The 24,792-nt window shown below is 61.3% G+C and carries 19 protein-coding genes; 10 read left to right on the top strand and 9 right to left on the bottom strand.

All coding sequences use genetic code 11. The annotated features are described in order from the left end of the window. Nucleotides 1–261: 261 nt before the first annotated feature. From FJ404_14900 to FJ404_14885, 4 genes are read left to right on the top strand one after another with little or no spacing between them, the layout of a single operon-like run. Nucleotides 262–450 (top strand): hypothetical protein, encoded by a 189-nt coding sequence (locus tag FJ404_14900; GenBank protein ID MBM3824150.1) that lies wholly within the window; start codon nucleotides 262–264, stop codon nucleotides 448–450. Nucleotides 451–467: 17 nt separating this feature from the next. After that, complete coding sequence (locus FJ404_14895) at nucleotides 468–3,182, top strand: DUF1553 domain-containing protein (protein ID MBM3824149.1); 2,715 nt, start codon at nucleotides 468–470, stop codon at nucleotides 3,180–3,182. After that, a complete protein-coding gene (locus FJ404_14890; GenBank protein MBM3824148.1) occupies nucleotides 3,160–4,605 on the top strand; it encodes a DUF1501 domain-containing protein in 1,446 nt (481 codons plus the stop codon). Before FJ404_14895 ends, FJ404_14890 begins: the two co-directional genes overlap by 23 nt. A gap of 44 nt (nucleotides 4,606–4,649) precedes the next feature. Beyond that, on the top strand, nucleotides 4,650–5,375 hold the full coding sequence (locus FJ404_14885) for a prepilin-type N-terminal cleavage/methylation domain-containing protein (protein MBM3824147.1): 726 nt from the start codon (nucleotides 4,650–4,652) through the stop codon (nucleotides 5,373–5,375). Between the two features lie 748 nt (nucleotides 5,376–6,123). On the opposite strand, the gene FJ404_14880 is transcribed toward FJ404_14885, so the two are convergent. The 3 genes from FJ404_14880 to FJ404_14870 are packed head-to-tail and all read right to left on the bottom strand — an operon-like array spanning nucleotide 6,124 to nucleotide 10,869. Beyond that, nucleotides 6,124–8,004 (bottom strand): hypothetical protein, encoded by a 1,881-nt coding sequence (locus FJ404_14880; GenBank protein ID MBM3824146.1) that lies wholly within the window; start codon nucleotides 8,002–8,004, stop codon nucleotides 6,124–6,126. 14 nt (nucleotides 8,005–8,018) lie between these two features. Continuing rightward, on the bottom strand, nucleotides 8,019–9,707 hold the full coding sequence (locus FJ404_14875; protein ID MBM3824145.1) for a c-type cytochrome: 1,689 nt from the start codon (nucleotides 9,705–9,707) through the stop codon (nucleotides 8,019–8,021). A 1-nt stretch (nucleotide 9,708) separates the two neighbouring features. Then, nucleotides 9,709–10,869, bottom strand: coding sequence for a M48 family metallopeptidase (locus tag FJ404_14870; GenBank protein MBM3824144.1), 1,161 nt, complete (start codon nucleotides 10,867–10,869; stop codon nucleotides 9,709–9,711). Nucleotides 10,870–10,970: 101 nt separating this feature from the next. On the opposite strand from FJ404_14870, the gene FJ404_14865 reads away from it, so the two are divergent. From FJ404_14865 to recA, 5 genes are all read left to right on the top strand, one after another. Beyond that, on the top strand, nucleotides 10,971–11,834 hold the full coding sequence (locus FJ404_14865; protein ID MBM3824143.1) for a pantoate--beta-alanine ligase: 864 nt from the start codon (nucleotides 10,971–10,973) through the stop codon (nucleotides 11,832–11,834). A gap of 18 nt (nucleotides 11,835–11,852) precedes the next feature. Continuing rightward, entirely contained in the window at nucleotides 11,853–13,463 is a 1,611-nt protein-coding gene (gene nadB, locus FJ404_14860; GenBank protein MBM3824142.1) for an L-aspartate oxidase, read from the top strand. A gap of 744 nt (nucleotides 13,464–14,207) precedes the next feature. Continuing rightward, entirely contained in the window at nucleotides 14,208–15,434 is a 1,227-nt protein-coding gene (locus tag FJ404_14855; GenBank protein MBM3824141.1) for a 2,3-bisphosphoglycerate-independent phosphoglycerate mutase, read from the top strand. A 10-nt stretch (nucleotides 15,435–15,444) separates the two neighbouring features. Beyond that, nucleotides 15,445–16,194 carry a nucleotidyltransferase family protein gene (locus FJ404_14850; GenBank protein MBM3824140.1) on the top strand — a complete coding sequence of 250 codons (750 nt, stop codon included), beginning with the start codon at nucleotides 15,445–15,447 and terminating at the stop codon, nucleotides 16,192–16,194. Nucleotides 16,195–16,247: 53 nt separating this feature from the next. Beyond that, entirely contained in the window at nucleotides 16,248–17,342 is a 1,095-nt protein-coding gene (gene recA, locus FJ404_14845) for a recombinase RecA (protein ID MBM3824139.1), read from the top strand. Nucleotides 17,343–17,743: 401 nt separating this feature from the next. Here the strand turns inward: recA and FJ404_14840 are convergent, their stop codons facing one another. From FJ404_14840 to FJ404_14820, 5 genes are all read right to left on the bottom strand, one after another. Continuing rightward, nucleotides 17,744–19,078, bottom strand: coding sequence for a hypothetical protein (locus tag FJ404_14840; protein MBM3824138.1), 1,335 nt, complete (start codon nucleotides 19,076–19,078; stop codon nucleotides 17,744–17,746). Beyond that, nucleotides 19,075–19,974, bottom strand: coding sequence for an alpha/beta hydrolase (locus FJ404_14835; protein MBM3824137.1), 900 nt, complete (start codon nucleotides 19,972–19,974; stop codon nucleotides 19,075–19,077). The genes FJ404_14840 and FJ404_14835 overlap by 4 nt, the downstream gene beginning before the upstream one ends. 117 nt (nucleotides 19,975–20,091) lie before the next feature. Beyond that, complete coding sequence (locus FJ404_14830) at nucleotides 20,092–20,844, bottom strand: Rieske 2Fe-2S domain-containing protein (GenBank protein ID MBM3824136.1); 753 nt, start codon at nucleotides 20,842–20,844, stop codon at nucleotides 20,092–20,094. Between the two features lie 2 nt (nucleotides 20,845–20,846). Further along, complete coding sequence (locus FJ404_14825) at nucleotides 20,847–21,503, bottom strand: DUF1080 domain-containing protein (protein MBM3824135.1); 657 nt, start codon at nucleotides 21,501–21,503, stop codon at nucleotides 20,847–20,849. A 69-nt stretch (nucleotides 21,504–21,572) separates the two neighbouring features. After that, the gene (locus tag FJ404_14820; protein MBM3824134.1) at nucleotides 21,573–22,280 is read right to left on the bottom strand and encodes a hypothetical protein; all 708 of its coding nucleotides are present in this window, start codon (nucleotides 22,278–22,280) and stop codon (nucleotides 21,573–21,575) included. 91 nt (nucleotides 22,281–22,371) lie between these two features. On the opposite strand from FJ404_14820, the gene FJ404_14815 reads away from it, so the two are divergent. After that, nucleotides 22,372–24,060 carry a sigma-70 family RNA polymerase sigma factor gene (locus FJ404_14815; protein ID MBM3824133.1) on the top strand — a complete coding sequence of 563 codons (1,689 nt, stop codon included), beginning with the start codon at nucleotides 22,372–22,374 and terminating at the stop codon, nucleotides 24,058–24,060. 4 nt (nucleotides 24,061–24,064) lie between these two features. On the opposite strand, the gene FJ404_14810 is transcribed toward FJ404_14815, so the two are convergent. Continuing rightward, nucleotides 24,065–24,792, bottom strand: a 728-nt coding sequence (locus tag FJ404_14810) for a DUF1559 domain-containing protein (protein MBM3824132.1), incomplete at its 5' end; no start/stop codon positions are given.

The following is a 24,792-nucleotide window of genomic DNA, read 5'->3' as shown; positions in this document are numbered from 1 at the left end:
GCTGCCCAGCCTGCGGGGCGACGAAAGGAACCCGGCGCGTGGAGAGCAGGGAAGGGCCGCGTGCTTCACCCGACGGGCCGTCGGCGATACGGCAGGCTGGGCAGCCTGCGCCACACGACAGACCACTTCGGGAGCCACGCGCGACCGGACCATGTCCAACTTCATTCTGTCGCTGCTACTCCCTCTCGGCGACAAACGCGGGGCGTGGGCCGCACAGCTCGACGAGGACGAGGGATTTCGTACGCTCCGCGGTGCATCCCGATGTTGCCGGTGATGCAGGTAGGGCGCGTCCGTCCCGGCGCGCCGCCGGAGCATGATGTTTTGCATCCAGTGGGCGGCGGGCTGGGACAGGCCCGCCCTACCAACAACATCGGGATACACGGGAATCGCTGGGGACTCGCGATCCTGAGTTGCGCGGGTTTTCGATCTCATGGTATCATCCGCCCTTAAACCATCGAAGATTTGCCATGCCTCGACTCCACCATCTTTGGGCGCTTGCACTCGCCATGTTGATGGGGTGCGTGCTGAGCGGGGAGGCGAGCGCAGGTTCGGTGAATTCCAATTGGTGGTCTTGGCAGCCATTGCGGCGTCCATATCCGCCTTCCCCGGCGAAGGACCTGGTGGCCTGGCCCCGCTCAACCGTGGATCGTTTCATCGCCGCCAAACTCGCGGAGCAAGGGCTCGTTCCCTCACCAGAAGCTTCGCTGCTCAGACTTTATCGCCGCGCTTGTTTCGATTTACTCGGCTTGCCTCCCTCCCCTGAGGCGCTGGATGCACTCCTCTTGGATCGCCGTCCTGATGCTTATGAAAGGGCCGTCGATGCGCTGCTGGCGAGCCCTCATTACGGGGAGCGATGGGGCCGCCATTGGCTGGATCTCGCGCATTATGGCGAATCGAACGGGTTCGGCATGGATCGCCCGCGTTTCCACGCCTGGCCTTATCGCGACTATGTGATTGATTCCTTCAACAGGGGAAAGTCTTTCGTCCGCTTCGCTCAAGAACAACTCGCGGCGGACGCGCTCTTCCCGCTCGAACCGCAATGGATCCCCGCGTTGGGATTCGCCGCCGCCGGCCCCTTCAACCAAAGCGCGCTCGTCGAACAAAAAGACGACACGGACTGCAAACGACAAGCGCTCTCATTGGACCGCGACGACATGGTGGCGAACACGATGAGCGCCTTCGTGAGTTTGACCGTGCATTGCGCCCGCTGCCACGATCATAAGTTCGACCCCATCTCGCAAAGAGATTACTACCGGATGCAAGCGGTGTTCGCGGGCGTGGGCAGGACGGATCGTAACTACGATCTGGACCTCCAAGTGGCGGCCCGTCGCAAGGATTTGCTGGCGATGAAAAGCCGGATTGCCAGCAACACCGCGGGGCAAGCGCTCTCGGAAGAAGAGCAGGCCCGGCAAAAGTTGACCCAAGAACAATGGGAAGCCGGGCTGCAAGCGAAGGAACGCGATTGGCAAATCCTGCCCCTCCACCAACTCCGATCCGAAGGCGGCACGCAATTTAGAAAACTCGAGGATGATTCATGGCTCGCCCAAGGCGCCATTCCCGAATGGGACCATTACGAAGCCGCAGCGGCCTTGCCCGAGGGAGCGGTGACCGCATTCCGGCTGGAGGTCCTGCCTCACGATTCGCTGCCCCAAAAAGGATCGGGACTCAGTACCGCCGGCATTTTTGCTCTCACGGAGTTCCAGGTTCAGTGGGCGGCAACTCCAGACGCGACGTTTCAACGCGCAACCCTGAGAAAGGCTTCCGCCAGCTTCAACCAAGGCGGGCGCGCGGTGGCGGGAGCCATCGACGGACAAACCAACACTTCTTGGGGAATCGGACCCCAAGTGGCACTCGCCCACCACGCGGTGTTCGAACTTGCAAAACCATTGAACTCGGCCGAGGCGCGATCACTGCGGTTTCGATTCGAACACAGTCTCGGCGAGAAAAGGCAATTGGGACGCTTCCGATTATGGACGACGTCTCAATCGCCACCTCCCTCCGCCTCGACACTGCCTTCTCCCATTCGCGACGCGGTCCTTCTGCCTCACGACCGCCGGACCCCGGATCAGGTCGAGCGGCTCAGGAAGCATCACTTCGAACTTTTTATCGACGGCCTGATCGCCGCGTTGCCCCCGGTCAGGAAGGTATTCGCTGTCGCCCACGATTTTCCGGCGCAACGGAATTACAAGCCCCCCGTGCCACCGCCTCCCATTTATGTGCTCGGTCGAGGTGACGTGCGCCAGCCTCGCGAGCAAGTCGCCCCGGGCGCACTCGGAGGAGTGCCCGGAATGTCTTCCGAGTTTCCTTCCACGCCTGAAGGATCCGAGGAGGGAGAGCGCCGCGCCGCCTTGGCGCAATGGATCACCTCGAACGACAACCCCTTCTTCTGGCGATCCATCGCCAATCGCGTCTGGCAGCATCATTTCGGGCGGGGGCTCTGCGAGACTCCAAACGACTTTGGCAGAATGGGAACCCCGCCATCCCATCCGGAACTGCTCGACTGGCTGGCGTGTGAATTGCGCGAGGCGGGTGGATCCTTGAAAACGCTTCACCGGATCATCCTGACCAGTGCGGTTTATCGCCAAGGGTCGATGGCCGATGCCGCGAGAACAGCCCTCGATGGTGACAATCGGTTCCTGTGGAGAATGAATCGCCGGCGTTTGGACGCGGAGTCTGTGCGAGATTCGCTGCTGTTCGCGAGCGGCCAGCTGAACACGCGCATGGGAGGCCCCTCGGTCATGCAGTTCCATTTTCACGATCCGAATCAGGAGGTGGCTCCCCAAGTTGATTACGACAAGTTCGACGTGGAGAGCGCCCCCAGTTTTCGACGAAGCGTTTACCGCTTTTCCATCCGCAACATCAATGACCCGCTGTTGGAAGCCTTCGATTGTTCCGATCCCTCCATCATCACCCCGAAGCGCAACGTCACGATTACGCCGCTGCAATCCCTGTCCCTGCTCAACAACCGTTTCGTGCTGCGCCAGTGCGCGCGCCTCGCCGAGAAACTCGCGCGCGAACAGAGCCGCCTCGAGGACCAAGTCGCCCAGGCCTGCCGCCGGCTCTGGGGCCGGTCTCCCTCCGCGGAGCAGCAGCAGGATCTCGTGTCCTACGCGCGAGATCACGGCCTCGCCAACCTTTGCCGCATTCTGGTCAACAGCAATGAATTCCTTTTCACCGACTAACCCTCTCCACCGCTGGTCGCGCCGGGATTTCCTGGAAAAATCCGGCAACGGACTTGGCGCTGCCGCTCTCGCTTGGCTGCTCGCCGGCGAGGATCGCTCCGCTCACGCGGCGCCCACGCCGCCTCCGCAGCGTCCCCGCGCCAAGCAAGTCATTCAGCTCTTCATGAACGGCGGGGCCAGCCAGTGCGACACATTCGATTACAAGCCGGAGTTGATTCGCCGGCACGGCGAGCGCGTCGATTTCGGGATTAAAGCTTCCGCGACCAGCGTGCCCGGCCCCCTCATGAAGAGCCCTTGGGAATGGAGGCAACACGGCCAGTGTGGACGGTGGGTCAGCAACCTCTTCCCGCACATGGCTCGTGGCGTGGACGACATGGCGTTCTTGATGGCCATGACCTCGATCACCAGCGAGCACAGCGCCGGGCTCAACATGCAAACCAGCGGGTTCGTGGCGCCTGGCTTTCCTTCGGCGGGCGCTTGGGTCTCCTATGCCCTGGGCACCTCCAACCGCAACCTCCCTGCTTTCATCGCGCTGCCCGACCCGGTCGGCCTGCCCTGGACCGGGAAAGGGGCCTGGACCAACGGATTTCTCCCCGCCTCTCACCAGGGCATCATGCTCAATCCGTCCGCCGAAAATCCGGCGCCCGATTTGTTCCCCCCCAAGTCCGAATCCTTTCTCACTGAGCGAGCGGAACGCGACGGACTCGATCTGCTGCTTCGCTTGAACCGTCAGCACCAGGCCGCCGCCGGGCACGATGACCAACTGGAAGCTCGCATCGCATCCTACGAACTTGCGGCCCGCATGCAATTGGCCGTGCCCGACATGCTCGACCTTCGCGGCGAGTCCGAAGCCGTACGACGGCTTTACGGACTGGATCAGGCCCACACGGCAGGGTTCGGACGCAACTGCCTCATCGCGAGACGCCTCATCGAACGCGGTGTCCGCTTCGTTCAAGTGTGGAGTGGATCCGGGCTGAACGGAGCGTCGGGCAATTGGGACAACCACGAAAACATTGGACCTTCCTCCGACTTGGAAAAGATGGCCCGCGCATCGGATCAGCCGGCGGCGGCTCTTTTGAGGGATCTCAAGTCCCGGGGGATGCTGGACGAAACGCTCGTGATCTGGACCACGGAATTTGGACGAACCCCTTTCAACCAGGACGGCAACAAAGGCCGGGATCACAACGGACACACCTTCGTGTCGTGGATGGCAGGCGGAGGCGTCAAAGGAGGCGTTGCCTACGGCGAAAGCGATCCATTTTCCTACCAGGCGGCCGTGGACAAGACGTATTGTTACGACCAGCACGCCACCATCCTGCATCTTCTGGGGGTGGACCACGAAAAGCTCGTCTTCCGCCACAACGGAGCGGACCGGCGGCTGACCGACGTCCATGGCCATGTCCTGCACCCCATCTTGAGCTAATCCATCGTATCTCCACTGAGACGAGACCGATTCTTCCCATGCTTATGCAGAATCAATCTTCATCCCGCCTTTTCTTTCGTGGTTTCACGCTGATCGAATTGCTGGTGGTCATTGCGATCATTGCCATTCTGGCTTCATTGCTTTTGCCTGCGCTGGCCAAGGCCAAGGAGCGGGCCACACGGATCAAGTGTTTGAACAACATGCGCCAGGTGGGGATCGGCCTGATGCTTTACGAGAACGACTTTCAACGCCTGCCCGTCACCGAGAGCCAGGTGAATGACTTCGCGGTCAGTCCTCAAGCGTCCTATCTCAAGCTGCTTCGCCCTTTGCTGGCGACGGACAAGGTTTACACCTGCCCGAGCGCCAAACCGTCCAAGAACTTTGGGGAAACTCCCACGACCAACAGCATCACGTCATACATGGGAAACGCCGTCGTGATGGGTCGCAAGATGGACATCATTCCCAATCCGGCCGAAATCGCGTTTCTTCAGGAGACTTTGTGGAGCATCAATGGATGCGCCTTGCGCCCCTGGAAAGTTACCGTCGGCGTGGACAACAGTCGGGCCGACTACACATGGTGGCACGATCGCCAGACCTACGGCATCGAACTTTACAGCATCATCCACTCCAAAGGCGGCAACCTCCTTTTCTCCGATGGCCACGCGGAGTACCGCAAGAATGCGGCCCTGCGCAGCAAAGATTTCGGCCTGACCCCGGGGGAGGACACCACCATGGCTCTCTCCACCAAAGTTTACAAATCCGCGTTCTGAGGGCATCCGGAACCCCGTGTATCCCGAGGCCTGCCGTATCGCCGACGGCCCGTCGGCCCGGCGGGTGAAGAACGAGGCCCTGCCATGCTCTCCACGCGCCGGGTTCCCTTCGTCGCCCCGCAGGCTGGGCAAGCCTGCGAAACAGCAGACAGGGCTGTCTGCGTTACGACGACGACCCGGTCACCGACAACCTCTGGATGCACCGTCTGGAACCGGTGCCTCCGCCAAGGATCGATCCGAACGACCATGAATCCCGACTGGCGCCGTTCATCGCCATCGTCGAGTGCAGGCGCAACCTCAGACTCCCCTCATGAGTGATCCTCCCGACTAACTTGATGCTGAAGGTACTCACCGTTCCGCACCCCGCCCCGGCGGAGTTTTTGCTTACAACGGCAATTGCCCTTCATGAAACTTCGCAACGTCCAGGCGATAAAGCTTTCCCGAATCACTCACCAGATCCATCGAGGATAGGCCTCGTTCTTCGTCGTGTTTTTCTCAACGGGCCACGGAATGGGCGATGCCCACGGCGACGGAATCCCGTTGGGATTCCTGGAGGGACGAGTTTGAGTTGCGTTTCGTCGGTTGGGACGGGATGAACCTCCCGACTATCTTGATACTGAAGTTACTCACCGTTCCGCACCCCGGCCCGGCGGAGTTCTTTTGCTGGAAACGGCCATTCAGCAGCGTCGAGAGGCGCAAAAGCTGAAGCGTCAATGGCCTGCCGCACCACGGCGGCGGATCGGCTCGCCTACTCGGGCACGTTGTAACTGGGCTGGCGCGAGAATCGGCGCAATCCCAATTCGACCGCCTGCACGGTTCCAGGTCCCAGCGAAATCCGCACCCGCGTGCCCGTCAATGGCATCACGCCTCCGCTGGCGCCCTCGATCTTGGCCCGGCTGAACTCGTGTTCGCCGAACATGCCGGCTTGCAGAATAACCTCTTTGCGTTCGGACGGGTTGAAGTTCACCAACCGCACCGTGACGGAGGCGGGCGTTATCTTTTCCACCAACGCCGCCATTTCGGACGGCAGGCCCGGACGCCGGCGCGCCGGGTCGAAGTATCGCAATCGAGTGTGCAGCAGGCCGCCATGATAAATATGATTCGGCCCGCCCAGCATCGTTTGCACCAATCCCTCGAGTACGACCGGATTCCGCTGCTGCCAATGATGCACGTCCTGCTGGTCCACCGACGAGCGATCCGTCCGAATCATGTTCAACCGGCGCAGGCATTCCTGATAATTGGCCTTCAACATGGCTGCGGGATAATCCGTAAACCGGCCTTCCAAAAACCGCAACCAGGGTCCTTCGTGGCCGAAATCACCCTTGGATTTGCGATAATCGAGCGAGGTCCAGCCGCGGGTGTCCGTCATTTGCTCCACACGGTCATAGTCCGAGGGCAGCTGGGAAAGGTACCAGAGGTGGATCAAGTAGCTCGGGTTGATCGGTCGAAAGTCGTGCCAGCCCTGGTCGTTGTGCCGGTGTGGGACTAGAAAAACCTCGCCTTCCTTGCGTCCACGGTTCCGCACGCTCTCCACCACACCGCGGCAAAGTTCGAGATGGGAGAGGTCGCCGCTGAGCAGGAGCGCGTTGGCTCCGCCGATCAAGGTGGCTTCGACTTGGTTGAACAACCCGTGCGGCCATTTCCAACCGTAATATCCGCCCCACCATTTGCCGCCAGTGTGTTCACCGATTTTTCCGGTCAAACCCACGTTGTCGGGCAGGATCCCGCCGTTCTGGCGCATGCGATCTTTCCAGGCGTCCACGTAACCAAGAATCCATTCCCGGTATTTGGCGTCGCCCCGGTAGAGATAGGCATGCAGCACCAGACTCGACGCGGTCAGATTCAGAGGCACGTCGCCACGCATCATGCGGTCGTTCATGACGCTGAGGAGGCGGGGATAGAGCGCGTCGTCCAGCCAAGCCTTGCCGCTGGTGATGCCCGGGATATCGTCGTAAGGAAGCGGGTAAGGCGCGAGATCGTCCCGGTGCGTGGACCAATCCAGCTCCGTGGTCACGAAACGGGGGCCTCGGCTGCCGTTCAAGGGAGAGCGCAGAATGCGATGGACCGGATCGTAATTCGGCGCCCGCGGGTCTTCCCCGATGTACATGCCGGCGAAGCGAAAGGCGCGTTCCCGCATGCGGCGATGTTCGGGAACAGACAGCCCGAAAAAGTAGAAATTCACATAGCTCTCGCCGTGATGCATCCAGTCGTAATAGCCATCGAACTCGCGATGCACCTGGCCATAGCCCGTGAATTGCCGGGTCACCGCGTCCCAGAGTTTCACGGACAGCGGGGCGAAGTCCTCCGGACCGCCCAAGGCGTGGAAGAGCGGAAAATTGTAAAAGCTTTCGTATCCGTCGTCGGAGCCATCCATGCCGGGCCATTCCTTCCGCCAGATCAGGGTGCCGTCCGGCTTGGTGTAGCGCTGGACAAACTCGCGCGCGGCGGGGCCCATTTGGTCAAGCAATTGCCTCTGCCAGAAGGCCCATTCCGGAGGCGGGGCGGGCGCGTCGAGCCGCACCACAGTCATGCTTTGCGAAGCGGCCTGCCCAAGGGTTGTCATTCCCACCAGCCAGGCCGCGATCCAGGACCTGATCGATGGACGATGTATTTGTGAAACTTTCTTCATGTCAAACCTTCTCCCTACTCGAATACTGCGGTTGAAAAATCGATGCGATAGATGATGCCCAAATCGTAGCCCACGAGATACAGGTTCGCTTTTCGATCCTGTCCGAAGGCCACGATCTTGGCCGGGCTCGTCCCGATCTGCCGGATCTTTTTCAACACCCGTCCTTCCTGAGCGACGCCCCACAGTTTGCGGGACTCGAAATCGCCAGAAATATAGACACCGTCGAAGGTCGCCGCCGGAGGACCGCGCAGCAGGTAGCCCGCCGTCACGGAGACACCGTGCTTGCGCCGGAACGACACGATCGGCGGGATGAATCGTTCCCCTTCCCGGCGGTGCGCGGTGGAAAACAACTCGAAGCCTTCATAAACGTTCCAGCCGTGATTCTCTCCCGCTCGCACAATGCCGATTTCCTCGAAGCGGTCCTGGCCAATGTCCGCCATCCAAAGATCTCCGTTGGCGGGGTCAAAGCTGAACCTCCAGGGCTGGCGCAGTCCGTAAGCGAAAATCTCCGGCCTGGCTCCTGGACGTCGTCCGCGCGCGAAAGGATTGCTCTCCGGAATGCCGTATTCCAAGCAGGGATCGAGGCGGTCCACGTCGATGCGGAGGAGCTTCCCCGAAAGCGAGCCCAGGTCTTGTCCGTGTCCCAGGGGATCTTCCTGGGGGCCCGCGTCTCCCATGCCGATGTAGAGCAGGCCGTCCGGCCCGAATTCCAAGCCGCCTCCGTGATGCACCTCCGTGGTCGCTTCGATGCGCAGCACGCGGCGGGTGGCCCGGCCGGAATCCGCGAGGCCGTCTTCCCGGGCCACGCGTTCGCCGATGATCATGGAGCGCTGGTTGTTCTCCATGAACTCGTGCATGAAGTAGTATTTTCGATTTTCGCGAAAACGCGGATGGAAGGCGAACCCGAGCAAGCCTTCCGTGGGCGTGACGAACACTTCCGACCGCACGTTGACGAAGGGAAAGCGCCGTTCTGTTCCCGCCTGGCGCTCCACCCGCCACACGACGGCGTTGGTTTGCTCGACCACCAAGTAAACCTCCGGCGCGGTGGGATGTTCACCGAACCACACGGGCAGCGAGAACGGCGAACGTTCGCCGAACACCGGCTCCAGTCGCACGGGCTTGTCCAACGCGGCGATGTGGACCGGCGTGGCCGCCTCGTTGGCCGATTGGATTTCGGGCTGTTTCAGCGATTCGAGATAGGCGATGAGGTCGGTGAATTCATCCAGCGAGAAGGCGTTCTGCAATCCGGGCGGCATGAGCGAAAGTCCGCTCGTGCGTTGCGCGCGAATATTGCTCTTGGCCACTCGCGCGGTTTGACCGCCCGCCTGCGCGAGCACCAATTCCCGTTCGTTGACGCTTTTCAACACCCCCTGCACTTCCTCGCCGGACCGCAATTCGAGGACGGTGGTGCTGTAGCCCATCATGATCGAGGCCGAGGGTTCCAGGATCGATCGGATCAAGTCCGCGCGCGAAAACTTGTTTCCGGCGGCGTAGAGGTCGGGTCCGGCCTTGCCTCCCTTGCCATCGACCGTGTGGCACATGGCGCATTGCGATCGGGGATCGTGGAAGAGGCGCGCTCCCTCGGCCGGACGCCCCTCGGCGCGCAACGCGCGGAGTCGGTATTCTTCCGGAGTGGCGGCGAAGGCGGCGGGCACGGTCGCGAGGACCGCCAGCCAGAACAGAATGCGCGTCGGCATGGTCATGTCAGGGAGGAGTCAACGAGCGGAACTTTCGATCCGGAGGCAGTGCCTTTCGTTTTTTCTCGAGAGTGGCGATGCGCTCGTCCGTCGCGGGATGCGTGCTCAACAGCGCCAGGGCGGGATTCTCCAGGGCGGCCATGGCCCCCTGCTGTTTTTTCAACGTTTGAAAAAACGAGATTAATCCGACGGGATCGATGTCGGCTTCCAGGAGGTAATTCCATCCCACTTCATCCGCTTCGCGTTCGAAATCGCGCGAGTATTTCTGGGAGAGCAATTCCTGGGAACTTTGGATCAACACGCCTTCCAGCCCCCCCCATTGGCCAAACACGGCCTGCGCGAGGATCATGAGGCCGGCGGATTGGATGAGGTTGCGCAAGCCATGCCGGCGCGTGACATGGGCGAGTTCGTGCGCCAGGACTCCGGCAAGCTCCTCGGGTTGTTTCACCGCGGCCAGCAGCCCTGAATTCACCACCACATAACCGCCCGGCAACGCAAAGGCATTGATGTTGGTATCGGACGCGATATGAAACCTGAACTTCAGTTCTTGACGCTCCACCACGGGAAGGAGCCGGGCGGTGACCTGATCGAGTTGCTGCTGTAGCGAAGGATTTTGGATGAACTTCCCGCCCGCTTTCATTCCCGAGATGGCTTGTTCCCCGAGTTTTTCCTCGAACGAGACCGGAATGCGGTCCGCCACCGCCAGCACCCAACGATCCTTCTGCAGCACCGCCCACACGACCAGGGCCGTCACCAGGAGGGTCACCCCGCCGAGCAGGGCAAGTGGACGCCACGCGGCCGGCTGGGAATGCTTGCTCCGGTCCAGGAGAGCGCGGAGGCCCGGATCGGACTTCAAGACCGGATGATCCCAAATGGAAAGATCCGGGGTGGAGAGGGTCCAGCCGGGGGTATTGGGATGTTCAAAAAAGGGCTGTCGTCCGTCGTGCCCGCCGAATTTGACCGTCAGACCGCCCAAGGGCATCGCGACCTGGTTCTCGGAGGTTTTGAAGACCAGCTGACCGTTCACAATGGAAATCGCACCCGACACCGAACGAGGCGCAGCTCCCGGCCCGGGAGCGAAAAATCCGGTGGATCGATAAGTGGGTTCGCTCACGAGGAGGTTGACATGATGTTGACGGAGCTCGATCGGCACGGCGCAGCCGCGCATGGCCGGTCACGCGCTGGGGCGCCATCCACGCACGCACCGCAAACGACGGTGGACGAAGGAATAGTCTTGGAACTCGGGACGATGTCAATTCAGCTTGCAACATGCAAACCGTGACGGCCACCGCGATGATGCAGAAGCGGGCGCTGCGATGGCGGCGCCAAGGGCTTCCGGTCGCGCTGGTGCCGACGATGGGGTTTCTGCACCCGGGCCACTTGAGCTTGATCGAGCGCGCCCGCCGCGAAGCGGGCCGCCGGGGCTTGGTCGTGGTGAGCATTTATGTCAATCCGACCCAGTTTGGACCTCGCGAGGATTTCAACCGTTATCCCCGCGATCTCAAGCGCGACCTTCGGCTGTGCCGCCAAGCCGGCGCGGATTTCGTCTTTGCGCCCTCCAATGCTGAGATGTATGCCGGGGGCGGTTCCGGCGAGGAATCCAGCACGAGCGTCGTCGAGGAATCCGTGACAATAGGGATGGAGGGGGATTCGCGGCCGACTCATTTTCGCGGAGTGGCCACGGTTGTGGCCAAGCTGTTTCACCTTGTGCTGCCCACCGTCGCGGTTTTCGGGGAAAAAGATTACCAGCAGGCGGCTTTGATCCGGCGCATGGTGCGTGACTTGTTCTTTCCCCTCGAGGTCCTCGTGGCTCCGACCCGGCGTGAGCCGGACGGCTTGGCCATGAGCTCGCGCAACGTTTATCTTTCCGAAACGCAACGGCGAGAGGCGGCGGTTTTATTCCGAGCGCTGGAGCGGACGCGCGCCCGGGTAGCCGACCGCCCCGTCTCCGCTCCCAAGTTGAAGTCGCAGGTGAAAGCGTTCATTGAAGGCACGACCTCGGGGCGGCTGGACTATGCCGAGTTTTTCGATTCGGAAACCCTCCGTCCGGTTCGAATGGTCCGGCCCGGCGCGCGCATGGCGCTCGCGGTCTTTTTTGGCAAGACCCGGTTGATTGACAACGGACCTTTGTAAGATCGTTTCGCTCTCTGCATGGCACACTATTACGACTGTTTGGTGATCGGAAGCGGCATCGCCGGGTTATCCTTCGCGATGAAAGCCGGCGCCCACGCGCGCGTGGGGATTCTGACCAAGAAAGACCGCGCCGAATCCAACACCAACTACGCTCAGGGAGGCATTGCCGCCGTCACCAGTCGCGAGGATTCCTTTTTGATGCACGTGCGGGACACGTTGCAGGCGGGCGCCGGGCTTTGCCATGAATCGGTGGTTCGAACGATCGTTGAGGAAGGTCCCGCGCGCGTGGCCGAGTTGATGGAGCTTGGCATGCAATTCGCCGAGCGCGAAGTCCCGGCCTCGGGTGGCGCCCGCGAACTCGATTTGGGCAAGGAGGGCGGCCATTCGAAGCGCCGCATTTTGCATGCGCGCGATGTGACGGGGCGGGAGATCGAGCGCGCGCTGCTGGAGGCCGTGGCTCGCCGCCCGCAGGTCGAAGTCCTGGAGGATCATCTGGCCATCGACTTGATCATCACCTCGAAACTCGGGATCGAGGGTCCTCTCCGCTGCATGGGCGTCTATGCGCTCGACAAGCAGTCCGGGCGCGTCGAGGCCTACGTGGCGCCGATGGTGGTGCTGGCGAGCGGCGGCTGCGGCAAGGTGTATCTCTACACGACCAATCCTGACATTGCGACCGGGGACGGCGTGGCCATGGCCTATCGCGCGGGCGCCACCATTGCGAACATGGAATTCATCCAGTTCCACCCCACGTGTCTTTACCATCCGAAAGCCAAGTCGTTCCTCATCAGCGAGGCAGTTCGGGGTGAGGGGGGGATCCTGAAAACCACGGCGGGGGAAAGCTTCATGGATCGCTATCATGCGCAGGCGTCGCTGGCCCCGCGCGATATTGTGGCGCGCGCGATCGATCACGTCATGAAACGCACGGGGGCCGAACATGTGTTGCTTGATATCACCCACAAGCCCGCCCGCTTCCTCATGGAACGGTTTCCGAACATCTACCGGACCTGCTTGAGCTTCGGGATCGACATGACCAAGGAGCCCATCCCGGTCGTACCCGCCGCCCATTATCAATGCGGGGGAGTGCGGACCGAGTTGGACGGATCGACCGATATCGCGGGGCTGTACGCCATCGGCGAGGTTGCCTGCACCGGCCTGCACGGAGCCAACCGACTCGCGAGCAACAGCCTGTTGGAGGCCCTGGTTTGCGCCCATCGCACCTCGCTCGTGGTCCAGGAGGTCTGCGCCCAAAGAATCACGGCGGAAATCCCCGAGTGGGGGTCGGGGCAAGCGGCCAACGCGGATGAACTCGTCGTGGTGTCACACAATTGGGACGAGATCCGCCGGCTGATGTGGGATTACGTGGGCATCGTACGCACCACCAAACGGTTGCAACGCGCCCGAGCCCGGGTCGCGAATCTTCTCCAGGAAATCCACGAGTATTATTGGGACTTCATCGTCACCAGCGACCTCCTGGAATTGCGCAACATCGCCACGGTGGCAGACATCATCATTCAAAGCGCTCTGCAACGCAAAGAGAGCCGCGGACTTCATTTCACACTCGACTACCCGCACACGGATCCCCATCTCGCCAACCAGGACACCCTGGTGCGGAACCCGCTCGGCGCCTGACACGAACCAGGGCGGGACGGATGAAATCGAGCGGGGCGCGCTTACTCGTTGATCCCCCAGTTTCGGATCGAGCGGCGAGGACTTTTCGCCTCTTGGAATTCAAACAAGCATTCCCGCCCGCTTCTTGGCGGAGGATTTTTCCGGGGCCACGCTTCCTGCCATTGCGCCGCGTGGATATGGATCACTTGATCCTGGACGATCATGGGCTCGAAGGCGTGGAGGGTGGGTGAGGCTGATTCCGAGCGTGCCTGGAAGGCTAAGACCAATGTGTTCATATTCGATTCGATGGGTTGAGGACTGGACTCAATCGGAACGTACTTTCTGATGAGACGCCTAAGACTAGTTCACCCCCGGTCGTGGCGATACAGGGAAAAGGTCGAATCTTGACTAGGGAAATTGCTGATGAGAGGGGCGGTGGTCGAAGGCCGAACCTTCGCGGTTACGGACCAGGCCCTGCGTGAGACTCGAGCGTCACCGCGCCCCCGTGTATCCCGATGTTGTTGGTAGGGCGGGCCTGTCTCAGCCCGCCGCCCACTGGATGCAAAACATCATGCTCCGGCGGCGCGCCGGGACGGACGCGCCCTACCTGCATCACCGGCAACATCGGGATGCACCGACCGCGCCCCGGGAGGAAGGACACTTATTGACGACCCTGAAGCGTGTCCCCATGATGCCGCCCCGTTCGCCGGACCCCAGGCGACATGACCGCGGTTTTCCCACCGCGTTTGAACCTGAAATCGACACATGAACCTTGACGCACTGTATTCTGATCTCACCCTGCCCACACAGGCCAAACTCGTCCTCGTCGTGCTGGACGGGCTTGGCGATATTGCCGTGCCGGGGCGCGGCGAAATCACGCCGCTTGAAGCCGCCCAAACCCCCAACCTGGACCGTCTGGTCCGCTCGGGCGTTGCCCAAGGCCGCATGATCCCGGTCGCGCCCGGCATCACACCCGGAAGCGGTCCCGGCCACCTCGCCCTTTTCGGGTACGATCCCCTCGAATTCCAAGTTGGACGCGGCGTCATTGAGGCGCTTGGACTCGGACTCGAACTCCAAGCCGGCGATGTCGCCGCCCGCGCCAACTTCTGCACGCTGAATGCCCAGGGCGAAGTCACGGACCGCCGCGCCGGACGCATTCCCACCGAGGTCTGCGAGGAACTCTGCGGGAAGCTGGCGAAGAAAATCAAAAAGTGCGGCGACGCCGAAGTGCGCATCCAGGCCGGCAAGGAACATCGCTTCGTCGTGGTGTTCCGCGGCAAGGGACTCGAAGGGCCCCTGACCTCCACCGATCCCAACCGCGAAGGGCTCCCCATCCACACGGCCAAGCCCGAAGATCCCAAATCCGCCGGGCAAAAGAAGACGGCCAAGGCCGTGGCGGATTTCTACAAGCAAGCCCGCGAGATCCTGAAAAACGAAAAGCAGGCGAATGGGTTTCTCATGAGGGGCATCGCGCATCAGCCCGAGATTCCGTCCTTCGAGGAACGTTACCGCCTCAAGCCGGCGGCGCTGGCGGTGTATCCCATGTATAAGGGATTGGCCCAACTGGTCGGCATGACGAAGATCGAGGGCCCCCTCAGCATCACCGAGCAATGCGAGCGATACCTCGCGGAATACGACAACTATGGATTCTTTTTCATCCACTTCAAATACACCGACAAGTACGGCGAAGACGGGAACTTCGAGGCCAAGAAGAAGTCCATTGAGGAATTCGACGCCGCTCTGCCCATCCTGCTCAAGAAGAAGCCCGACGTCCTCGCCATCACCGGCGATCATTCCACGCCCTGCGCCATGAAGGGCCATTCGTGGCATCCCCAGCCGGTCATGATCCACTCGGACTGCTCCGGATCCGACAAGCTCGACCGCTTCACCGAAACGGGGGCAAATCTGGGGTCACTCGGTGTGTTTGAAGCCAAGTATCTCATGCGCCACATGCAAGCCAACGCCCGCATGTTCGACAAATTCGGAGCTTGAGTCCGCTTCCATGAAAGCCGTCATCCTCGCCGCCGGCAAAGGCACGCGCATGCGTGACCTGACGAATGCCCTGCCCAAACCGATGCTTCCGGTTCAGGGCAAACCCATTCTGCAACACATCCTCGAAGGACTCGCCGGAAACGGCCTGCGTGATTTCTGCATCGTCACGGGCTGGAAGGCGGAGGCGATTGAATCGCATTTTGGCGACGGCTCCCGCTTCGGATGGCGTGTGCATTACCAGCGCCAAGTGGTCCAGGATGGCACCGGCAAAGCCCCCGAACTCGCCCAAGCCTTCGTCGGCCAGGAGCCCTTTCTTCTGACCTATGGCGATATCCTGGTCAAACCGGAGACCTACGGCGCCATGCTCAAACGCTTCGCCGAGGGTTCCTTCTCCGGCCTGCTGACGGTCACGCAAGGCGAGGACGTGACGAAAGGCGGCCTGAACTTTTTTGACGCGTCGTTCTGCCTCAAGCGTCTGGTCGAAAAGCCCACTCCGGCGCAGATCGAGGAACTGAAGCGCACGGGCTGGATCCAGCCCGGCCAGCCGGTCTATTACAACGCCGGGATCTATTTGTTTCACCCGGTGCTCTTCGAGTTCACGGCCCGGCTGAACAAATCGCCGCGCGGCGAGTACGAGCTGACGGACGCTCTCTCCGCCATGATGGAAGCCGGTCATCGACTCGCCGGTCTCGAGATCGTCGGGCGCTGGGTCGATGTGCGCGATCCGGAGGTCCTCGCCAAACTCGAATCTGAAGCATGATTTGACTCCCTCCCGCAAATTCGTTAAACCGAGCCCGAAAGGAGCAGCATCCCATGGCCACCAAGACACCTGAAAAGTCTTCCGAAAAGTCCGTCCCCGAAACCAAACCCACCGCCGAAGCCGCCAAACTCCAAGCCACGCGCCAGCGCGAATTGGAATCCGCGATTTCCACGATCACCAAAGCCTACGGCGAAGGCAGCATCATGCGCCTCGGCGACAGCCAGGCCGCGCGCAAGATCGAAGTCATTCCCGTCGGCGCTCTTGCCCTCGACCTCGCCCTCGGGGTGGGCGGCTTGCCCCGCGGCCGCGTCGTCGAAATCTTCGGCCCGGAATCCTCGGGCAAAACGACCCTGATGTTGCACGTGATCGCCAACGCCCAAAAGACGGGCGGTCTCGCCGCGTTCATCGACGCGGAACACGCCCTCGACCCGGGCTACGCCAAAAAACTCGGCGTCAATCTGGACGACTTGCTCGTATCCCAGCCGGACAGCGGGGAAGAAGCGCTTTCCATCTGTGAAACCCTCGCCCGCTCGAACGCGCTCGACGTGATCGTGGTGGACTCGGTTGCGGCGCTCGTGCCCAAAGCGGAGCTCGAGGGTGAGATGGGCATGGCTACCATGGGCATGCAAGCCCGCTTGATGAGCCAAGCCCTGCGGAAGCTCACCGCCATTCTCAACAAAGCCCGCACCACCTGCATTTTCACGAACCAGATCCGTGAAAAAGTTGGCGTCATGTTCGGCAATCCCGAGACCACCCCCGGCGGCAAAGCGCTCAAATTCTACGCCAGCGTGCGCCTCGACATCCGGCGCAAGGACACCCTCAAGGACAGCGCCGGCAGCGCCGTGGGCAATCACGTCAAAGTCAAAGTCGTGAAGAACAAAGTCGCCCCGCCGTTCGTCGAAGCCGAGTTCGACATCGTCTTCAATCACGGGATCAACAAGGAAGGGAGCATCCTCGACGTGGGCATCGATTCCGGGGTGGTGGAGAAAAAGGGCGCCTGGCTGCAGTTCTCCGGCGAACTGATCGGCCAGGGAAAGGAAGCGGCCCAGAGAACGCTCGTAGAAAAACCGGAGCTCGCGCGCAAGATCACCGACGCCATTCTGGCCAAGCGTGCCGCGCCTCCACTGGCCGAAGCCAAATCGAGTTGAAAGACACGGAGAAACGCCAGACCACGAAGTCTAGCGGCGCGCGGCGTTGACGCCGCATCCACGCCGGAACATCCGAAAGCGCGGAAGTGGTTGAGTCCCGACTCCGGGGACGTCGAAGCCGTCTGACGACCCCATGGGTTGCATCCGCAACTTGTCGGGAGGCGCCGTTTACGGCGCCTCCGCTCGCTCCCATCGGCCACGGCGATCTCCTCCTGCTCCATGGCCCGCCCTGGGTGAAGGCCTCCGCCCTGGCAGCACCCTTGTCCGTTGATTCTGCCATGCCCCGTTGAAGACACGCCTTGAAGCAGCGCTGCCGCGCGCATCACCGACAACCTGTGGCTGCACGGGACCCCATTCCGTTTCTCATCGCACGAGTCGTCGCCAATCTTCCGGCCCGGTTCTCAGTAGAACAGAAAGGGCCACCAGTTCTTCATCGGCCGGCCCGCGTCATCTTTCTGCAAATTACCGAAACCTGGAAAATTCTGGCGCCAGTAAATCAGCCAGGGACCCATGCAATCCGGCGCCTGTTCCCGATAACGGGCGAACCTCTCATTAGTCCAAAGCACCGCGCGGTCGCGCCCGTTCTCCCCGCGTCCCGATCTCCAATCCTCGATCGTCGAGTAGACCGCGTTGGTGTTTTCCAAGTCGTAGTGCCTCCGACCGTTCGGCGGAAAGTGCGCGTTGCCTCCATAGGCGACGTAATTCGTCAAGGTGTAGGTTCGCGGACCAAATCGGACCACCGCCGTGGAGGGATCGGGATAATGCACGCCCTTGTCCTCCCCCCACAGTGGATAAAAGGACGGCCAGGGAAAATCGCCGAAGCGCTTGTCCAGATCGTGCGCGGCGAATTCGTGGAAATAGCGCGTGAAGTAAGGAATGGCTTTCGAGTTGGCCATGCCATCGATGGAATGGCTTAAACTCTCCAGAAAACAGCCAATGCCCCGTGTGGCGTTGATGCAGCCCAGGCGCAGGCTGCGTCCCGTCCACTGCTGATCCGGATCGCCCCCGTTCCCCGCTTGCACGAACTTGGACGAGTGAGGAACGAAGGACTCGTCGTACTGCGGTTTGAGCTCGACGCACTCGAACGCCCGCACGCTGTCGTCGTGATCGAGCGTGAACCAAAGTTCATGCACGAGTCCCCGCTCCACCAGTTCGTCCAGGCGCAGGAACCGACCTCCCGCCGAGGGGTCCCTCACGCCCAGTTGGGCGGCGAAGGCGGCCGAGAAGAACGCGCCATAATCGACATTGAACCCCTCCTTCACCTCGCGCTTCAGCGGGAAATGCGAGCTCGTCGGCTGCGGGTTTCCCGCCTCCCGCAAGTCCACAAACTTGAACAATCGATACTGGAGAAACGCAGGCGCGTCCGCGTTTTGATACCCGCGATAACGGCTGCTCTCCGCCAGCGCCGCGATCAAGTCCTGCACGAGCTTGTCGAGATGGGGGCGCGGGGTTCGATTGGCGAAGTTGATGACCAGCAGCCGGGGACGCATGAGGCGAATGCGGTCGTGATGCTCGGCCAGCCACTGATCACCGTTGGCGCGACTGATCCGGTTGGGCCAAACGGAGGAATCCGCCGCGTCGCTCGCCAACACGGCCTGCCAGTCCGGCGAAGCGGCTTGGCACATCACCGCGAGTCCCAGGCATCCCGCCAGGATTCGCGCCCGCCAAAACCCGTCTCCGGAGCGCGCGCGTTGCCGTCGATGTCCTTCCCGGTTCAAAGCGCCGCTTGAGCTCATGGGGCAATCTGGTGGCGAAGCCAGTCTGCCGCGCGATCCGCCCAAGTCGTCACCGGCACCTCCGTCTTGCGCAAGCCGTAACCATGTCCGCCACTTGGATAGATGTGCAATTCGGAGGGAATCTTCTCGCGGAGCAGCGCATGGTAATACACCAGCACGTTCTCCACCCTTACCCCGTCGTCCTGAGTCATCACCAGAAAAGTCTTCGGAGTCTTGGCGTGAGGTTCCACCTCCGTCGCGACCGCTCCCGGTTTTTCTTTCTCAAACAGGTAACCGGGATAAATCAAAAGCTGAAAATCCGGCAGGCAGGACAGTGTGTCCGCCTCGTCCACCGCGGCATACGCGCGGGTTTGAAGGGCTGACGCCGTCAATGCCGCCGCCAAATGGCCGCCCGCCGAGAATCCGAGCACACCGACGCGATCCGCGCGAATCCCCCATGCCCGTGCGTGGTTCCGCACCATCCCCATCGCTCGCTGGGCATCCTGCAACGCTTTCCGATGCGGAGGACCCGACGGGGGACGCGGCACACGATACTTCACCAGCACCGCGTGCATCCCGATGCCGTTCAACCAATCGCAAACCTCGGTCCCTTCCAGGTCCATCGCCAGGATGTGGTATCCGCCGCCCGGGAAAACGACGACGGTGGGCGCTTCAGGCCTTGCTTGTGCAGCAGGGTAAAAGCTCAAGGCCGGCGACGAGACGTGCCCCAACCGGATCACGCGCCGTCCGGCGACGAGGTTGTCGGTGGGTTTGGTCGTGTCAGCTTCCGCCTTGTCGGCGAGTTCCTCTCCCGGAGCACGTCCCGGCCACAACGGGAGCGACGTTTTGGGCTCAGCCGCGGAAGCCACCGAAACCGCCCAAAGGGAGACGATGCACAAAAAAGAGAAAGCAGTCACAAGGAAGGTCGGTGTTCAAGCCTGAGAGATAATCACGGCACCAGCGCGCGACGGTGTTTGAAAAAAACAGCCGCGGCCATGTTGTCTGGCATCCATCCGTCGCATGTCCGATTCGCGTTAAAGCGTTCGCGTTTTCATCGCCACCTGCAGAAATCCGGCCTCGGCCTTCAGCTCGGAATAGATCTTCACGTAATCGTCACGACCTTTGATGGAAGTCGCCGAAACGGCCCCCGCCGGTGAGGAGGCGAAAGGAATGCGAGCCCAGGGATCCTCCATGCGCGCGCGATGGAAGAGCTCGTACTCGATATTGGAAAAGGCCAGAAACTCGATTTCGATCCGTCCGGAGGCCGCCGCGTTCACGCGCGCTTCCACCGCGAACGCCATGTCGGGCAGCGTGATGCGCAACGCGTCCTGCCCATCGAACACGGCGTCGAATTTCCGCAACGCTGATTGCGCCACCCCACTGATCCTGCGCCCGTCGATGCCGAAGACAGATCCGTGACGCGGGCACACGCAAGAATTGGAGGTTCGGCTGTAGGCTCGCACCACCGTGTCCTCATGAGTGCATTGCGAACTGAGCACGTGAAAAACGTTGTTGGGAGCCCGGTTCACCAGGATCGGATAGAACAATCCGGTGGGCAGGTTATTGGCCAGGGCGCTGGTCCCGATGCGAACGGCTCCAAAATCCGCCGCCAACGCCGGAAAGTCCGAAAGCTTCAACGTCAGCACGCCGTTTTCGTTCGGCCCCGGTGGACGCACCTCGGCCAGCAACCGGCGTTTCCAGACCTTGCCCTCGACCAGTGACGCCGCGAGGCAGAAGAGGAACGTGCGGGAAAAGGTCCGGCGGTCCGAACGCGGCCCTCCAGTCATCCTCACGGGAGCTCCTCAACGCTGATGTCCCGGTACCAGATCTCCGCTTTGCCCCCGCCATGCACCTGGAGACCGAGCCGGCCATGCTGTGGAATCGAGGAATCCGCCTCCGTATAATCCACCGTGAGCGCTCCGTTGATGTAAGCGCGAAGGCGCCGTCCCTCGCAGCGGATGACATAGTCGTTCCAATCCCCCCGTTTGAGGACCTTGTTGACGGCGGCCATGTCGGACTTGGCCATCACCTTGTTGCGGCGGGATTCGTCGTAGATGGCGCCCCACCATTCGGGATCCCCGATATCGACCTGGTACCCGATCATCTCATTCGGAGGGGTCTTGGTTCGCTCGCTGCGCACCTGGACTCCGGCGTTGACGAAGCCTTCACTGCCGAGAAGTTTGAATTTCAAGCGGAGCACAAAATTGGTGAAGGACCGGGTCGAGGCGAGGAACTCGTTTTGAGGGACTTTGGCGGACAAAGAGCCGCCGACAAAAGCGCCCTGCTCGATCCGCCACGTCTTGTTCGTGTCTCCATCCCATCCACGGAAGGTCTTCCCGTCGCTGAGAGGGATGGGTTGCGCGGCTCCTTGCGCAGCGGGAAGGAGTGGAGCGGCGGTGTGGAGCCACGCCGCCGCGAAGCATGCGGTCCAGACGGATGTTTTCATCGTGTGATTCGGTTGCGGGGGTTTGCTCGTGGAGCGAGAGACAAGATCGGAGTTCGAGTGAAGGATAGTCTAAAGGGATGTCACGGGAATCTCTTTCCGAAATGAAAAACCTCCTTGCAGGGCCATGGTGCGTTCCACGGAGAAATCCTTCGGAGTGTACTCGTTCGATGGAATGGCTTCCGAGAGCAATCCCATCCGTTGATAGGCCTCGGCCACGAGTTCGCTGCAAAACAAAGAACTCAAGTCCTCTTTGTTTCCGCCCCACAGCCCATCGTAAGCCGATTTCAGCAACTGGAGCTTCTTTTTCTCGTAGGGACGACCGCCCACTTCGTGCCGGAAATCGTTGAGCGCTCGGATTTGATCCTCGGTCAAGGGTTGGGAGAGGGGGCGCACGGAGATTTCATATCCTCGGGCAAAGCACCGTTCGAGCCGCTCGGATAATTCGACGCGCTGCACACCCTTGGTGAGTTTGCCGGTGTCGGCATCCGCGAGATCGCTCAGGGTTGTGGACTCCCAGCAGAACACCGTGCCTTTCTTGTCGAGAGGATCGTCGAAGCGGTACACCATTCCGACATGGGACCACTTGCTGACGGTAAAGAACTTGATGCCTTCCGAAATGCCGCCCTTGCCTGAGAACAGGATGACGTCGCCGGTTTTCAGCTTCGGCCGCAGTGCTTGATATTTCATAGGGGATCCATCGCGTGGAATAAAATTAAAGGGCCGGGGAGGCGGCTCCGAGTTCGGCACGCTCTTGACCTGGCACTCGAGGTGCATCATAAGCCATTTCCAACGGCCAACTCCAGCCCGGAATTCAATCCCATTGTCCGCTTTCCCGCTCCAGCGGGTTTATAGTAGGCGAGTGGAAACGATGATCACACAACCGCAACCCCCGGCAAGCCATCGCAGGCTGCGGGATTTCGCGCGGGACGGCTCCGAGCAGGCCTTTCGAGAGCTGGTGGATGATTACGTGGACTTCGTCTACGCGACCGCGATCCGGCTGGTCAACCGGGACGCTCATGCGGCGGAGGATATCACGCAACGCGTCTTTACCGATTTGGCGAGGCAAGCCTCCAAGCTCGATCCCCATACCATGCTGGGAGGCTGGTTGCATCGCCACACGTGCTTCGTCGCCAGCAAGATCCGTCGCGGGCAACTACGCCGCCAAGCGCGCGAAAAGCAAGCAATGGCCATGCATTATCAGGAAGATCACAGCCCGGAAAACTTGGCCCAACTGGCTCCGGTATTGGATGAGGCCATCGATTCGCTGAACCCGGAGGATCGTGCCGCGATTGTGCTACGCTTCTTCGAGAGCAAGGACTTCAAGTCCATCGGCGCCGAGCTGGGCAGCAACGAGGATGCCGCCCGCAAACGCGTGGAGCGCGCCATCGCCAAGCTTCACGGGCTGCTGGGCGCTCGCGGTGTGTCGCTTTCCACCACGGCCCTGGCCTCTTCCCTCGGATGCTTTGGGGCGCAGGCCGGCCTCTCCGCGGCCATCGCCCACTCCGCCGTGGCGGCGAGCGCCGCCGGCATCAACCCATGGTTCAATTACATCCTTATGAGCAAGACCCCATCCGTCATCGCCGGCGCCGCCGTGCTCGTGCTGGCCGCAGTTCCTGCCTATTGGCTATACCAAACCAACACCCGGTTGAAGCAGGAGAACGTGTCGCTCCGGCAGCAAATGGAACGCGACACGGCGGAACTTCGGGGTGAGAACGCCCGGCTGTCGAATGAATGGAAACGCGCCTCGATTTCTCCCTCGAAGCCGCTGTCGAACGACACGAGCGAGCTGTTGAGATTGCGAGGCGAGGTGGGCCGGCTGACCTCGGAGAACGCCAAAGCCACCGCCGAGGCCCGCTCCCGGCCGAGCGCTCTCAGCGGAATCACCGCCAACCCGGAAACCCGGAAAATGCTTCGCGCCCAGCAGAAAATGGGAATGTCCGCCATTTACGGAGGGTTCGCCAAATCGATGTCCCTCACCAAGGAGCAGGCGGACGCCTTCAACGAACTCTTGGCGGATCATGTCATGGCCAATGTGGACCACATCACCACGGTGCTAAAGGACCGCCTCAGTCCGCAACAAGCCGAGGCCTTGTTCAAGGGGGAACAGCTCGCCCTGAAAGAGAAACTCTCGAGTACCCTGAGTGCTGATGCGGCCACCCAATTCGAGTCCTATTCCCAGGAACTGGCCAGCAAACTGACGTCCGAACAATTCAGAACGATGCTGTCCGGCGAGCGGGAGAAGAAGGACTCGCAGTCGAAACAACTGTTCGACTTGATGAAATCCGAGACGGCGGTGGCGCTGACGGCGGCCGGGCTTCCCACCGACTTTCAAACCACTCCATCGTTGAATTTCTCGAATTTCGCTTCGGAAACCGAAGCCGAGAAGAATTTGCAACTCTTGAAGTTGATCTACGACCAGGTCGCCGCCAAAGCGGGTAGCTTCCTGAGCGCGGAGGAGCTGGCCAAATTCAAGGAGTTCGCCGCCCTGGCGATTTCCAATAATCGCGCCGCACTGGAGCTCAATCGGAAAATGATGGCGCCCCCCGCGGCGCCTTGAACACTCACTTCAGGAGGGGCTCCGAACTGCGCTGCTGCAACCACGCGACATCCACGTTGTTCGGCGAGTCGATATTCGAAGCGAGCTGGATCTTGCCCAGCGGCTTGGTCGTGCGGGGATCCAGCCAGCGGTGAATTTCAGCGTGACCGTCGGCAAAGGTCACGCCCCCGGCGCGGTTGTGATAGCTGGCCGGCCAGTTCACCAACTGGCTGCGCGCCCCCACGTCGATCAGATTCACCCCAAACGCGCCGTCGTCGATGCTGTCCTCCCGTTCATCGACAAAAGTAAAGGTGTTCGCCGGCCGCGCGATTTGCGCCTGCTTGCGAAAATTAACGAAGCGATCATCCGGAGCAAAACCCCAGCTCGCCGGACAATTCATCTTCTGGTTCAGTGCCACGCTGCGCACTCGCGGATACGACACACCTCCATGCCTCGAAGTGCTGCGATCCGCCGGACACTTGTAAATTTCCAGGGTTTGGTTGTAGGGCCACAGTTTGCCGCGCGGCGACATGAGGTTCAGCGTGTTGGTGTTGTCCAACTCGGGCACGTTGAGCGTGAGCCATCCCTGGCACCAGCCCCCTGGATCGCGCAGCCAGGCGGCGGGCACTAACGCGTCGTTGTAATCGCCCGAATACATCGTCCAGGCCAGATTCAATTGCCTCAGGTTGCCGAGGCATCGAATGCCCTGGGCCTTCGTTTTGGCCTTGGCCAGTGAGGGGAGGAGCATGCCCG

It is taken from the genome of Verrucomicrobiota bacterium (assembly GCA_016871495.1).
Lineage (GTDB): Bacteria > Verrucomicrobiota > Verrucomicrobiia > Limisphaerales > VHDF01 > VHDF01.
Note: the sequence above shows the minus strand (reverse complement) of the source record. Positions and strands in the feature narration are given on the sequence as shown.

Bases quoted from the DNA above. Each gene is read 5' to 3' on its own strand.
- nadB (MBM3824142.1), top strand. From the start codon at position 11,853: ATGGCACACTATTACGACTGTTTGGTGATCGGAAGCGGCATCGCCGGG.
- FJ404_14885 (MBM3824147.1), top strand. From the start codon at position 4,650: ATGCAGAATCAATCTTCATCCCGCCTTTTCTTTCGTGGTTTCACGCTG.
- FJ404_14875 (MBM3824145.1), bottom strand. From the start codon at position 9,707: ATGACCATGCCGACGCGCATTCTGTTCTGGCTGGCGGTCCTCGCGACC.
- FJ404_14830 (MBM3824136.1), bottom strand. From the start codon at position 20,844: ATGACTGGAGGGCCGCGTTCGGACCGCCGGACCTTTTCCCGCACGTTC.
- FJ404_14890 (MBM3824148.1), top strand. From the start codon at position 3,160: ATGAATTCCTTTTCACCGACTAACCCTCTCCACCGCTGGTCGCGCCGG.
- FJ404_14815 (MBM3824133.1), top strand. From the start codon at position 22,372: ATGATCACACAACCGCAACCCCCGGCAAGCCATCGCAGGCTGCGGGAT.
- FJ404_14865 (MBM3824143.1), top strand. From the start codon at position 10,971: ATGCAAACCGTGACGGCCACCGCGATGATGCAGAAGCGGGCGCTGCGA.
- FJ404_14850 (MBM3824140.1), top strand. From the start codon at position 15,445: ATGAAAGCCGTCATCCTCGCCGCCGGCAAAGGCACGCGCATGCGTGAC.
- FJ404_14825 (MBM3824135.1), bottom strand. From the start codon at position 21,503: ATGAAAACATCCGTCTGGACCGCATGCTTCGCGGCGGCGTGGCTCCAC.
- recA (MBM3824139.1), top strand. From the start codon at position 16,248: ATGGCCACCAAGACACCTGAAAAGTCTTCCGAAAAGTCCGTCCCCGAA.
- FJ404_14870 (MBM3824144.1), bottom strand. From the start codon at position 10,869: ATGCGCGGCTGCGCCGTGCCGATCGAGCTCCGTCAACATCATGTCAAC.
- FJ404_14840 (MBM3824138.1), bottom strand. From the start codon at position 19,078: ATGAGCTCAAGCGGCGCTTTGAACCGGGAAGGACATCGACGGCAACGC.
- FJ404_14820 (MBM3824134.1), bottom strand. From the start codon at position 22,280: ATGATGCACCTCGAGTGCCAGGTCAAGAGCGTGCCGAACTCGGAGCCG.
- FJ404_14900 (MBM3824150.1), top strand. From the start codon at position 262: ATGTTGCCGGTGATGCAGGTAGGGCGCGTCCGTCCCGGCGCGCCGCCG.
- FJ404_14880 (MBM3824146.1), bottom strand. From the start codon at position 8,004: ATGAAGAAAGTTTCACAAATACATCGTCCATCGATCAGGTCCTGGATC.
- FJ404_14895 (MBM3824149.1), top strand. From the start codon at position 468: ATGCCTCGACTCCACCATCTTTGGGCGCTTGCACTCGCCATGTTGATG.
- FJ404_14855 (MBM3824141.1), top strand. From the start codon at position 14,208: ATGAACCTTGACGCACTGTATTCTGATCTCACCCTGCCCACACAGGCC.